The sequence below is a fragment of the Halopseudomonas sp. genome (assembly GCF_038130085.1).
Lineage (GTDB): Bacteria > Pseudomonadota > Gammaproteobacteria > Pseudomonadales > Pseudomonadaceae > Halopseudomonas.
In genome coordinates this window covers 218,241-231,303 of record NZ_JAYPMU010000001.1, presented here as the reverse complement: position 1 = coordinate 231,303, position 13,063 = coordinate 218,241, and the positions used below count along the sequence as shown (strand labels likewise).

The 13,063-nt window shown below is 62.2% G+C and carries 10 protein-coding genes; 6 read left to right on the top strand and 4 right to left on the bottom strand.

Annotated elements, in window-relative coordinates; all coding sequences use genetic code 11:
* Positions 1 to 85: 85 nt before the first annotated feature.
* Both AAFM31_RS01075 and AAFM31_RS01070 read right to left on the bottom strand, forming a co-directional pair.
* Entirely contained in the window at positions 86 to 1,939 is a 1,854-nt protein-coding gene (locus tag AAFM31_RS01075; RefSeq protein ID WP_341706042.1) for an ABC transporter ATP-binding protein, read from the bottom strand.
* Between the two features lie 116 nt (positions 1,940 to 2,055).
* Positions 2,056 to 2,721, bottom strand: coding sequence for an SGNH/GDSL hydrolase family protein (locus AAFM31_RS01070; protein WP_341706041.1), 666 nt, complete (start codon positions 2,719 to 2,721; stop codon positions 2,056 to 2,058).
* A 499-nt stretch (positions 2,722 to 3,220) separates the two neighbouring features.
* Here AAFM31_RS01070 and nirB point away from each other — a divergent pair, with 499 nt between their 5' ends.
* From nirB to AAFM31_RS01040, 6 genes are all read left to right on the top strand, one after another.
* Positions 3,221 to 5,782 (top strand): nitrite reductase large subunit NirB, encoded by a 2,562-nt coding sequence (gene nirB / locus AAFM31_RS01065; protein ID WP_341706040.1) that lies wholly within the window; start codon positions 3,221 to 3,223, stop codon positions 5,780 to 5,782.
* Positions 5,779 to 6,141, top strand: coding sequence for a nitrite reductase small subunit NirD (nirD, locus tag AAFM31_RS01060; RefSeq protein WP_341706039.1), 363 nt, complete (start codon positions 5,779 to 5,781; stop codon positions 6,139 to 6,141). Before nirB ends, nirD begins: the two co-directional genes overlap by 4 nt.
* 39 nt (positions 6,142 to 6,180) lie before the next feature.
* Positions 6,181 to 6,990, top strand: a complete 810-nt coding sequence (locus tag AAFM31_RS01055) for a formate/nitrite transporter family protein (protein ID WP_341706038.1) — start codon at positions 6,181 to 6,183, stop codon at positions 6,988 to 6,990.
* A 28-nt stretch (positions 6,991 to 7,018) separates the two neighbouring features.
* On the top strand, positions 7,019 to 8,758 hold the full coding sequence (locus AAFM31_RS01050; protein WP_341706141.1) for a bifunctional protein-serine/threonine kinase/phosphatase: 1,740 nt from the start codon (positions 7,019 to 7,021) through the stop codon (positions 8,756 to 8,758).
* Between the two features lie 73 nt (positions 8,759 to 8,831).
* The gene (locus AAFM31_RS01045) at positions 8,832 to 9,419 is read left to right on the top strand and encodes a LysE family translocator (RefSeq protein ID WP_341706037.1); all 588 of its coding nucleotides are present in this window, start codon (positions 8,832 to 8,834) and stop codon (positions 9,417 to 9,419) included.
* Positions 9,420 to 9,430: 11 nt separating this feature from the next.
* Positions 9,431 to 10,237, top strand: coding sequence for an AraC family transcriptional regulator (locus tag AAFM31_RS01040; RefSeq protein ID WP_341706036.1), 807 nt, complete (start codon positions 9,431 to 9,433; stop codon positions 10,235 to 10,237).
* A 4-nt stretch (positions 10,238 to 10,241) separates the two neighbouring features.
* Here the strand turns inward: AAFM31_RS01040 and AAFM31_RS01035 are convergent, their stop codons facing one another.
* Both AAFM31_RS01035 and AAFM31_RS01030 read right to left on the bottom strand, forming a co-directional pair.
* A complete protein-coding gene (locus tag AAFM31_RS01035; protein ID WP_341706035.1) occupies positions 10,242 to 11,093 on the bottom strand; it encodes a S1-like domain-containing RNA-binding protein in 852 nt (283 codons plus the stop codon).
* A gap of 72 nt (positions 11,094 to 11,165) precedes the next feature.
* Positions 11,166 to 13,007: a monovalent cation:proton antiporter-2 (CPA2) family protein gene (locus AAFM31_RS01030; RefSeq protein WP_341706034.1), complete on the bottom strand. Its 1,842-nt coding sequence runs from the start codon at positions 13,005 to 13,007 to the stop codon at positions 11,166 to 11,168.
* Positions 13,008 to 13,063: the final 56 nt, after the last annotated feature.

Below are 13,063 nucleotides of genomic sequence, written 5' to 3'. Positions count from 1 at the left end.
GATTCTAGACCCAGATAGCCGCCCGTGCGGGCGGCATCAACTGGTTTGATGACAGCGGATAAGTGAACAGCGAGAAAACGGTCGATCAGACCGGCTCGCTGGTCTCTTCCAGATCCTCGCCAATAAACCCGCCAGACTGGCGGGCCCAGAGGCGGGCATAGACGCCACCGTGAGCGATCAGTTCGGCGTGGGAGCCCTGCTCGATGATCTTGCCTTGCTCCATGACCACCAGTCGGTCCATCTGCGCGATGGTGGACAGGCGGTGGGCGATGGCGATCACGGTCTTGCCTTCCATCAATCGGTTGAGGTTCTCCTGAATCGCCGCTTCCACGTCGGAGTCGAGCGCCGAGGTGGCCTCGTCGAGAATCAGGATTGGTGCGTCCTTGAGCATCACCCGGGCAATGGCGATGCGCTGGCGCTGACCGCCGGACAGCTTGACTCCGCGCTCACCGACGTGGGCGTCGTAGCCGAAACGGCCCTTGGCATCTTCCAGGCTGGCAATGAACTGATCGGCTTCGGCGTTGCGCGCGGCTTTGCGCATCATCTGCTCATCGGCGTCCGGGCGACCATATAGGATGTTGTCGCGGACCGAGCGGTGCAGCAGCGAGGTATCCTGGGTGACCATGCCAATCTGCGCGCGCAGACTGTCCTGCTGCACCTCGGCGATGTTCTGGCCGTCGATCAGAATGCGGCCACTTTCGACGTCGTAGAAGCGCAGCAGCAGATTGACCAGGGTCGACTTGCCCGCGCCGGAGCGGCCGACCAGACCGATCTTCTCACCGGGGCGGATATGCAGGTTGAGGTGGTCCATTACACCGCCGCCCTTGCCGTAGTGAAACTCCACCGCCTCGAAGCGGATGTCGCCGTGCGGCACCAGCAACGGCTTGGCCTCGGGCAGGTCGTTGACCACCTGTGGGCGGGAGATCGAGTTGATGCCGTCCTGCACGGTGCCGATGTTCTCGAACAACGCAGACAGCTCCCACATGATCCACTGCGACATGCCCCACAGGCGCAGTACCAGACCGACCGCCACGGCAACCGCGCCGACGCTGATGGTGCCTTGCACCCAGAGCCACAATGCGGTTCCGGCCACGCCCAGCAGCAACAGGGCGTTGAGGATGTACAGCAGGGTGTAGAGCGTGGTGACCAGCCGCATCTGCTGGTACACGGTGACCATGAATTCGTTCATGCCCTCGCGGGCGTAATCGGATTCACGCTTGGCGTGGGAGAACAGTTTGACCGTCTGGATGTTGGTGTAGCTGTCGACGATGCGCCCGGTCATCACCGAGCGGGCGTCCGCCTGCACGTTGGCGACCTGACCCAGTACCGGAATGTAGTGGCGCATCAGCAGGATGTAGCCGACCAGCCAGGCGAGCATCGGCAGGGTCAGGCGCCAGTCGGCCAGGCCGACCAGCACCAGCGTGCCGATGAAATAGACGGCGATGTAGTTGAGGACGTCGATCAGCTTGATCACGCACTCGCGCACGGCCAGTGCCGTCTGCATCAGCTTGGTGGCGATGCGCCCGGCAAACTCATCCTGATAGAACGCCATCGACTGCTTGAGCAGGTAGCGGTGCACCAGCCAGCGGATGCGCATGGGATAGTTGCCCATCAACGTTTGATGGGTTGTCAGGCTGTTGATGAAGATCAGCGCAGGCAGGGCGACGAGCACGATGAACGCCATGCCGGCCAGCTTCCAGCCTTCGTTCTGCAGGAAGGTTTCGCGGGTCTGCGCCGACAGCCAATCCACGATATTGCCAAGGAAGCCGAACAGCCAGACCTCGGTCATGGCGATACCGGCCATCAGGATTGAGGCCAGGATGATGTAGGGCCAGGCGCCGCGGGTGAAATGCAGGCAGAACGGCAGCAGCTTGCGCGGCGGCTCGCTCAGCTCTTCGACGGGAAACGGATCAAGACGGTTTTCAAACCAGCGGAACATGCGTTGGGCCTGCGGAATGACAAGAATGGCGGGCCGAGCATTATGAGCGCCAAGGCGCTGTGTCTCAAGGGATGGCTGTCAGGAGGACCGAGCTGAAACTCGGCCCTCCCGGAGCATCAATCCAGTGCTTGCAGGATGCGGTTGGACAGCACACGGGAGCCAGCGGCGGTTGGGTGAATGCCATCGCTGGTGATGTAAAGGGCTTCACGGCCAGCGAAGTCGGCGCGCACATCCACAAACTTCACGCCCATGCCCGGATAGGCGGCGGCCTTGTAGTTCATGCTGTAGTTGTTGATGTCGTGCAGATCCTCGGCGCTGCCGACGGCGTTGTAGTAGCCGAGGAAGATGATCTCCTCGATGCCGTCGTTGCGCATTTTCTGCACCAGGGTAGCGATGCGGTCTTCCAGATCATTGAGCAGCGGCATGCAGGCGCTGAGCGACGGGCGGCAGCTGTTGAGCTGAATATCGTTACCGCCGCCGTTGAAGATCACCGTGCGGATGCCGCTCTTGTCGGCACGGGCGTACTGGTTCTCTACCGAATACAGGCGCGAGCAGAGGATGTTGCCACCGGTCAGCTGGCAGCCTGAGCGGGCGTAGGTGTCGATGTTTTCGTCGAGATCCGCTTCCAGATTCTCGTGGATATCCCCGGACAGGGCGAAAATCGAGTCGCCGAGGATCATGGTATCCGGGCGGCTGATACCTGGGTTGCTGGCCATTGCCGGGATGCTGAACAGGGCGCTGAGGGCGAGTGCTGCCAGGCCGTGCTTGAACAAAGTGTGCATGGGAGTTCCTTCTTGTTGTGGTGCTTATGGGTCTCCAGTAAGGCTGAATCTGATAATGAAACAAATGGAGACAGTTGCGCGTTATGCATCGCGCATCTTAGGCAGCAAGGCGGGTTAAACAAGCACCCAAACGGGCGACCGTGGCCGAACCCTGAGTGCACCATTGCGGACTCTGTAACGGCTTGATGCACCGCACTGGTTCGCGCGTAGGTGTGTCATGGCGTTCGGTATGGCTGGTTTTATTGTATTTAATTCTTTATTTATCAATAGTTTGTGTTGTTTATTTGGGCGCTTTTCAGATCTGGCACAGCTGTTGCTGGAGAGTTCTGCAAGGCCGACTACGATAGCCAGGCCCGTTGCTCAGGCACACAACGCACAGCGTCAGGGCCGAGCACCACAATTTGAGAATCAAAGGCAAAGGCGCCTGCAACTGGAGACAGTTGCAGGCGCCTTTTTTTGTTGTCTGCCCGAAAAGCAGACCCGTGACTGAGGACAGGCCATGAATGCGTTCGTCGCCCCGATCAAGAAAGAAACGCTGATCATCATCGGCAATGGCATGGTGGGTCACCATTGCATCGAGCAGCTCGTCGAGCAGGGTGCACTTGCCCATTATCAGGTGCACGTGTTCGGCGAAGAGCGCCAGCGGGCTTATGATCGAGTCCACCTGTCGGAGTACTTCGGTGGGCGTGATGCCGAGTCGCTGGCGCTCTGTGCTGCAGACTATTACAGCGAGCACGGCGTGCAGGCGCATCTGAACGAGGCGGTGCTGGAGATCGACCGCGAGCAGCAAGAGGTGGTCACTGCCACCGGCCGTCTTGCCTACGACAAGCTGATTCTGGCCACGGGTTCTTACCCGTTTGTACCGCCGATTCCGGGCGCCGAGGGTAACTCGCGACTGGTGTACCGCACGCTGGATGATCTGGATGCGATTCGTGCCGCAGCGGCCGGTGCCCGTCGCGGTGTAGTGGTCGGCGGCGGTTTGCTCGGGCTGGAAGCGGCCAACGCGCTGAAGTCACTGGGGCTGGAGGCGCACGTGGTCGAGTTCGCGCCACGGCTGATGCCGGTGCAGCTGGATGACGACGGTGGCGCGGCGCTGAAGGCACGGATCGAAGCGCTCGGCGTTGGCGTGCACCTGTCACGGGCCACCAGTGAGATTGTCGCTGGTGAGGATTACGCCTACCGCATGAACTTCGCCGACGGCGAATCGCTGGAAACTGACCTGATCGTGTTCTCTGCCGGTATCCGTCCGCAGGATACGCTGGCGCGGGCCTCAGGGTTGGCCGTTGCCGAGCGCGGCGGTGTGGTGATCGACGATGGTTTTTGCACCAGCGATCCGGCGATCTTCGCGATTGGCGAGTGCGCGTCCTGGCAGGGCCGGGTGTTCGGCCTGGTCGCCCCGGGTTACAGCATGGCGCGCAATCTGGCCGCGCTGCTGGTAGGTCGCCCGCACGAGGCGTTCTCCGGCGCGGACATGTCGACCAAACTCAAGTTGCTGGGCGTTGATGTGGGCTCCATCGGCGACGCCCACGGCGCTACCGAAGGCGCGCGCAGCTATCGCTATATCGATGACATCACCCACAGCTACCGTCGCCTGGTGGTGTCTGCCGATGGCAAGCGGGTGATTGGCGCGGTGCTGGTGGGTGACAACAGCTACTACGACACCCTGCTGCAATACGCCCTGAACGGCATCAAGCTGCCGGCGGATCCGGCCAGCCTGATTCTGCCGGTGGGCGAGGGTGCCCCGACGCTGGGTGCTGATGCACTGCCGGATACCGCAACCATCTGCTCCTGCCACAACGTCAGCAAGGGCGCGGTCTGCTGTCAGGTCGATGCCGGTTGCACCGATCTGGGCGAACTCAAGGCCAATACCAAGGCGGCGACCGGTTGCGGTGGCTGTGCTGCGCTGCTCAAGCAGGTGTTCGAGCACGAACTGTCGGCGCGTGGTGTTGAAGTCGACAAGAGCCTGTGCGAGCACTTCGCCCACACTCGTCAGGAGCTGTACGGCATCGTCCGCGTTGAGGGCATTGAGAGCTTTGAAGAGCTGCTGACCAAGCACGGCCGTGGCCATCATGGTTGCGACATCTGCAAGCCGGCAGTCGGTTCGATTCTCGCCTCCTGCTGGAACCAGCCGATCACCGATCCGGGCCTGATTCCGCTGCAGGACACCAACGACACCTTCATGGCCAACATGCAGAAGAACGGCACCTACTCGATTGTGCCGCGCATCGCCGGTGGCGAAATCACGCCGGAGAAGCTGATCGTGCTCGGTCAGGTTGCCAAGAAGTATGACCTCTACACCAAGATCACCGGTGGTCAGCGTATCGATCTGTTTGGTGCCGAACTCCACCAGCTGCCGGATATCTGGGGTGAGCTGATCGAAGCGGGCTTCGAGACCGGCCACGCCTACGGCAAATCGCTGCGGACCGTGAAGTCCTGTGTCGGCAGCACCTGGTGCCGCTACGGCGTGCAGGACAGCGTCGGCATGGCGCTGACCCTCGAAGACCGCTACAAGGGCCTGCGCTCACCGCACAAGATCAAGTTCGCCGTGTCCGGTTGCACCCGCGAATGCGCCGAGGCGCAGAGCAAGGATGTGGGCGTGATTGCCACCGACAAGGGCTGGAACCTCTACGTAGCTGGCAACGGCGGCATGCGTCCGCGTCACGCGGAACTGTTTGCCACAGACCTCGACGACGCGACGCTGATCAAATACATCGACCGCTTCCTGATGTTCTACGTGCGTACCGCCGATCGTCTGCAACGCACCTCGGTCTGGCGCGAGAGTCTGGAAGGCGGGCTGGAATACCTGCAGGACGTGATCATCAACGACAGCCTGGGCCTCGGCGCCGAGCTGGAAAGCCAGATGCAACTGGTGGTTGACCGCTACGAGTGTGAGTGGGCCAACGCCATCAGTGATCCGGAGAAACTCAAGCGCTTCCGCACCTTCGTCAACGATGAGCGTAATGATCCGGACATTCACTTCGTCAGGGAGCGCGGCCAGCGTCGTCCGGTCAAGGCTTCCGAACTGCACCTGATTCCCGTTGCCGAGGAGGCCGCGCAATGACCCGTTCCAGCACATCTTCGCAAACCGCTTTGCAATGGCGCCCGCTGTGCGCCCGTGACGACCTGGTTGCCAACTCCGGCGTGGTCGCCTGGCTCGATGGTGAACAGGTGGCGCTGTTCCACTTGCCGAGCGAGAAACAGCTGTTTGCCATCGCCAACCGCGATCCCAAGTCCGGCGCCAACGTGATCGGCCGCGGCATCGTCGGTCAGCTCAAGGGGGATTTGGTGATTGCTTCGCCGTTGTACAAGCAGCACTTCCGTCTGAGCGATGGCCAGTGCATCGAATACCCCGATCAGCAGCTGCAGGTATGGCCTGTCCGCCTGCAGGGCGATCAGGTCGAGATCGGGCTGGCAGGCTAACGCCGCCGCATCGGATTTTTCTATCTGGAGAGTTGAATCATGTCTTATTTGGTCCCCGCTGAATTCGTTACCAAAATGGTCGACGCCGGTGAGTCGAAAGTCTTCATGTCGACTCGCGATACCCTGATTCGTGCCTATATGGCTGGCGCGATTCTGGCGCTGGCGGCGGTGTTTGCCGTCACCATCGCTACCCAGACCGGCTCGTTGCTGGTCGGCGCGATGCTGTTCCCCGTGGGCTTCATCATGCTGTACCTGATGGGGTTTGACCTGCTCACCGGGGTGTTTGTACTCGCACCGCTGGCGCTGCTGGACAAGCGTCCGGGGGTGACGGTAAACGGCGTGCTGCGCAACTGGGGTTTGGTGTTTGTCGGCAACTTTGCCGGAGCGCTGACAGTCGCGGTGATGATGGCGTTTGTATTCACTATGGGCTTCTCTACTGAACCGGGCGCGGTGGGCGAGAAGCTGTCGCACATCGGTGAGGCGCGCACCTTGGGCTACGCCGAGTATGGCGTTGCCGGCTGGGTGACCATCTTCCTGCGCGGCATGCTGTGCAACTGGATGGTGTCGATGGGTGTGGTGGGCGCGATGATCTCCACCTCGGTCAGCGGCAAGGCCATCGCCATGTGGATGCCGATCATGCTGTTCTTCTTCATGGGCTTCGAGCACTCGGTGGTGAACATGTTCCTGTTCCCGACGGCGATGATGATGGGCGGCGACTTTTCGGTCATGGACTACATGATCTGGAACGAGATTCCCACCGCGTTGGGCAACCTGGTTGGCGGCCTGGCGTTCACCGGCCTGACCCTGTACACCACCCATGTCCGCACTGCTCCCAAGCGTGCCATCTGAGGTCGCGCGGTTGACGCCCGCTGCGCCCATGCCACTTGGCAGCGGGAACAGCACGGCAACCATCCTGCAGCTGACGCTGGGGCAATGCTCCAGCGCCGGCTGCAAACCGCTCAATCAGGACTACCATGGCGCGCTGGTTCCGAGCGAGCCGCAACTGAGCGCTAAAGGGGCTGTGCTGGCGCTGGCCGATGGCATCAGCTCCAGCCTGGTCAGTCAGGAAGCCGCGCAGGCAGCGGTCAATGGCTTCCTGCAGGACTACTACTGCACTGCGGACCCGTGGTCGGTCAAACAGGCGGGCGAGCGCGTGATCAGTACGCTCAACTCCTGGCTTTATGCCCAGAGCCGGCGCAGTCAGTATCGCTACGACCGTGATCGTGGTTACGTCTGTACCTTCAGCGCGCTGGTGATCAAATCCACCACCGCGCATCTGTTTCATGTCGGCGACGCGCGGGTGTATCGCGTTCACCGGCGCAGTCTTGAACAACTCACTGTCGATCACCGCGCCTGGCTTGGTGAGCAGAGCCAGCTGACCCGGGCGCTGGGCGTTAATGAGCGACTGGATATCGACTACCAGACACTGGCGCTGGAGCCGGGTGACGTTTTCCTCTTGGCGACCGACGGGGTCTACGAGTTCATAGACCCGGCGCGTGTGAGTGAGCTGATCGACGTCAGTGGCGGTGACCTGCAGCAGGCCGCCGAAGCACTGGTAGCGGAGGCGCTGACCAACGGCAGCGACGACAATCTCACCGCACAACTGCTGCGTATCGACAGCTTGCCGAGCGGGCAGGCAGCGGAACTGCACCGCCAGTTTGCCGATCTGCCGCTGCCACCGGTGCTGGAGCCGGGCAAGGTCATCGATGGCCTGCGGGTGATCCGTCAGTTGCACGCCAGTGCGCGCAGTCACGTCTATCTGGTGCAGGAGCAGGTTAGCGGTGCTCAGCTGGTACTCAAGGCGCCGTCGGTCGAGCAGCAGCACGACCGGGTGCAATTGGAGCGCTTGTTGACGGAGGAATGGATCGCCCGGCGCATCGACAGTCCACACGTGATGAAGGCCGCGTTGGCGGGGCGGCCGCGCAGCTATCTGTATTGCCTGTGCGAATACATTGAAGGCCAGACGCTGGCCCAATGGATGCGTGACAACCCGCAACCCTCTCTGGAACGCGTGCGCGACATCGTTGAGCAGATCGCCCGCGGGCTACGTGCCTTCCACCGGCTGGAGATGCTGCACCAGGACCTGCGCCCGGCCAACGTCATGATCGACGCTGATGGCTGCGTCAGGCTCATCGACTTTGGCGCTGCGCAGGTCGCCGGGCTGGTTGAGGCGGGTATCCAGCAGCCGACCGAACGCCTCGGCACGGCCCAGTACAGCGCGCCGGAGTACTTTCTGGGCGAGCAGGGCACGGTGCGCTCCGACCAGTTCGCCCTGGCTGTCATCACCTACCAGATGCTCTGCGGTGAGCTGCCCTATGGCGCTGAGCTGGCCCGTGCGCAAAGTCGTGCGGCTCAGCATCGCCTGCGGTACCGCTCGGTGCTCGACCCGCAGCGCAGCCTGCCGGCCTGGCTGGACCCGGTGCTACGCCGGGCGCTGAGTCTGGACCCGTATAAGCGCTTCGAGGATTTGTCTGAATTTGTCTTCGAACTGCGCCAGCCCAGCGCGGTGACTCTGGCGGTCGGCCGTGGCCCGTTGCTGGAACGCAATCCGGTATTGTTCTGGCAGCTAACCTCGCTGGGGCTGGGCGTGGCACTGCTGCTAAGCCTGTTGCGCTGAACGCGCAATTTCCTTCAATACAGCTCGGCCGGTTTCCCGCAGCATGCCGCTATTGCGGTTATGGGAGCGGGATATGCTGTCGCTGTGGTTATCGATGTTGGCGTTCACTCTGGTGGGCTCGATTGCGCCGGGGCCGGTATGCGTGGTGACGGTCAGCAGCGCGGCGCGGGCCGGGCTGACACGGGCCATGCCCTACGTGCTGGGCGCCTCCTTGGGTTACGCGCTGCTGGTCTGGCTGCTGGGCATTGGCGTGCTCGGCAGCCTGCAGCAAAGCCCATTGCTGCTGAGGGTGCTGGCCTGGGGTGGGGCGGGGTATCTGCTGTATCTGGCCTGGCGGATCGCCGTTGCTGCACCCGGCTTGCCGCGCGCCGAGGGCACCAGTGTGCCTGGCTTCTGGGCCGGTGCGCTGGCGCAGTGGCTTAATCCCAAGGCCTGGCTATTTTCGCTGTCGGGCATCAGCATGTTCGTTACCACTGAGGCGCAGCCGCTGACGATCTTCTGTATCCTGTCGCTGGTTGTCTGCCTGTTTGGGGTCAGTTGCTGGGCGTTGCTCGGGCATCTGCTCGGTGGGCGCTTGCCCGGTGCGAGGGCAATGCGGCTGTTCAACCTGTTCATGGCGCTGCTGCTGGTTCTCAGCGTGGTGCTGATTCTGTTGCCCTGAGGCGTTGAGGTATGTCCCACGATCAATTTCTGCAGCGCAGTCCCGCAGTGCCGCAGGTTGAACTGCGTATCGCTGATCGCTCCAGCGCCTGCTATCAGGCGCATACCCACGATGAGTTCTCCTTCGGCGTAATCGATCGGGGGCGCACTGCCTACCGTAATCGTCAGCACACCGAGCAAATCGGCGTTGGCAGTATGGTGACGGTCAACCCGGGTGAGGTTCATGCGTGCAACCCGGCTGCTGGCGAGTGGTCGTATCGGATGCTGTTTGTGGACGCCCATTGGCTGGGCGGCCTGCAGCGTGAGGCCTTCGGTGGCAGCGCCGATTATCTGTGCTTCCCCGAGGTGCGCTGCGCCAGTGGCGGCGGTTCGCAGTTCGACGCGCTATTTGCCAGTCTGCAACGCACAGACGGCGCGCTGGAGGCCGAGAGCCGGCTGCTGGAGTTGCTGCAGCCCCTGTTTGTACAAGCAGAAGCGGGCACCCGGACGCTCCATCAACGTGGCCTGCTGCGGGCGCGGGAGTTGATCATGGACCAGCTCGGCAGCAATCTGCAGCTGGATGAGCTGGCTGCGGCGGCCGAGCTCAACCGCTATCAACTGATTCGCGGCTTTAAGCGCCTGTTCGGCCAGGCACCGCATGCCTTTCAACTCGACGCACGGATCAAGCAGGCCAGAGCGCGGTTGCAGGGTGAGGCGGTCAGTCTGAATTATTTGGCGCTGGATCTGGGGTTTGCCGATCAGGCGCATTTTCAGCGCCACTTCAAACTGCGCACAGCGCTGACGCCCGGCCAGTACCGGGCTTTTCATCAGGCTGCCTGAGGGCTCAGGCGTCGCTGCCCTGAGTCAGTTCGATGTGCTCCGGGTGGATCTGGATAAAGCCCTTCTTGAGCAGACCGCCAAGGGCCTTCTTGAAGTTACTTTTGCTGACGTTGAACGCTTCGCTGATCGCCTCGGGGCTGCTGCGGTCACTGAGTGGCAGGGCGCCGCCATTGGCGCGCAGACGCTCGAGAATCAGGTTCTGCAGCATATCGGCGGCCTGGCTGCCGACTGGCTGAAGGCTGAGGTTGATCTTGCCGTCCGGGCGAATCTCGCGGATGTAGCCCTGCTCCTTGCGGCCCAGTTTGACCGGTTTGAACGCTTCATTGCGGTGCAGCAGGCCCCAGTGCTCGGCGTTGATGATCGCCTTGTAGCCCAGGTCGGTACGCTCGACCAGCAGCAGGTTGACCGCATCGCCGACCTTGTAGCGCGCCGGGGTCTTGTCCAGAAAACGATCCAGACGGGTAGTCGCCAGTACCCGGCTGGTGTGCTTGTCGAGATACAGATAGGCAACGCAATACTGGCCTTCTTCGAGCGGCTTCTTCAGCTCGGCAAACGGCAGCAGCACGTCCTTGGGCAGGCCCCAATCGAGGAACAGACCGACCTGATTGCGCGCGACCACTTTGAGATTGGCGAACTCACCGACCTGGGCGCGCGGGCGCGTGGTAGTGGCGATGATGCGGTCTTCGCTGTCGAAGTAGACGAATACCCGCAACCAGTCACCGATCTCGGTGGGCTGGTCCTTGGGGACGTAGCGATTGGGCAGCAGAATCTCGCCGTCTTCGCCGCCGTCGAGGTACAGACCGAAGCCGGTCTGCTTGGTGATCTGCAGTTTGTTGAATCGCCCGATTTCGGCCATGTGGATGCTCCTGAGTTAGCCGCGCATTCTAGGGGCTATCGTGCTTTGATAATAGACCGGCGTGCCGCACGGTCATGGGGTGTCGGTTGCGCGCGAGACGGCATCCTGCACGCTGTTGACCTCAATGCGGTCGGAATCGAACAGGGTTTCCAGTTCGGCACGCGATTGGCGTGCCGTCTGCATCACCGCCGCCGCGTCGTCGTAGACCTTGTGCTGGGCGGCCAGTACGGACTCGTCGTGACGGCGGAAGCGGGCAATGCGGGAGTCGGCCTGCTCCGGGCTCAGGCCCATGCCGGTCAGAATTTGGCGACTCATCTCCAGACTAGAGTGGAAGGTCTCGCGCACAGCCAATACGTTCAGGTCGATCAGTTTGTGTACGTGCTGCCGGTTGCGGGCGCGGGCGATGATGGTGATGTCTGGATATAGCCGGCGCACGGTTTCTGCGGTACGCAGGGTGATATCGGGATCGCTGCTGGTGATGATGAAAAACTGCGCCTTGTCGACCTGAGCTGCGCGCAGGATTTCCGGCCGCAGCGGGTCGCCGTAGAAGATCGGCATCTCGGCACTGAGGCTGCGCGACATGTCGATACTGTCGACCGAGGTATCGAGCGCCACGTAGGGCACCCGTTGGGCGCGCATCATGCGGGCGATCACCTGGCCCATGCGGCCCATGCCGGAGATCACCACCCGCGGGCTGTCGGATTCGATCTGCTCATACTCGGGTGGGACCGGTTCTTCACGTTCAGCTGACGGCTTGATCAGCAGCGTCAGGCCAAGGATCAGCAAGGGTGTTGCCGCCATCGACAGGGTGATCGCCAGCACCAGCATGCTGTGCAGGGTGGGGCTCAACAGTTGGTGCTGGGCCGCGAGCTGGAACACCACGAAGGCGAATTCGCCACCCGCCGCCAGTATCAGTCCAAGGTGCAGCGCGCTGCCGTTTTCCAGTTTGGCGAAGCCGCGTCCGACGAGGTAGATCAGCGGCAGCTTCAAACCAATGATCATGCCCGTCAGCAGGGCAACCTGCGTGCCACTGCTGGCCAGCAGCGAGATGTCAGCCTGCATGCCGACGGTGATGAAGAACAAACCCAGCAGCAGGCCCTTGAACGGTTCAATTTGTGATTCCAGCTCGTGGCGGTATTCCGAGTCGGCCAGCAACAGGCCGGCCAGGAAGGCGCCCAGCGCCATCGACACGCCGACCAGTTCCATCAGCCAGGCCGTACCGATGACCACCAGCAGCGCGGTGGCGGTAGAGACTTCCTGTAACCCGGTGTGAGCGACGATCCGGAACAGCGGTCGCAGCAGGTAGCGGCCGCCGATCACGATTATCGCGATGCTGCCCAGTACCTTGGCGGTCTGCAGCAGGACATTGCCGTCGCCCGCGCCGCTGCTTTGTTCACCAAGCAAGGGAATCAGGGCGATCAGCGGAATAGCGGCGATATCCTGAAACAGCAGCACTGCAAAGGCTTGGCGGCCGTGCGGGGTATTCAGCTCACGCCGTTCGGCCAGCAGTTGCAGGCCAAAGGCGGTGGACGACAGCGCCAACCCCAGACCCAGAACCAGCGCGGTCTTGAAGGCCTGCTCAAACACCAGCCAGGCAAGCAATCCCATCACCCCGGCACAGATCAGCACTTGCGCCAGGCCGGTACCGAATACCGCACGGCGCATGACCCACAGGCGCTTGGGTGAGAGTTCCAGGCCGATGATGAACAGCAGCAGCACCACGCCCAGCTCGGATACGTGGCTCATGCCTTCCGGGTGGGAGATCAGTGCCAGCGCGCCGGGGCCGATGATCACACCGGCGGCCAGATAGCCGATGACCGCGCCCAGCTGCATGCGTTTGGCCAGTGGCACCGCAATGACTGTAGCCAGAAGGAGCACGACAACGACTTGCAGGATACTGCTCGGCTCATGCATCGCGGGGTTACCTGATCGGTTTGGCTGGAGGGGCGCGCTGGGTAGGTGCGCTACTG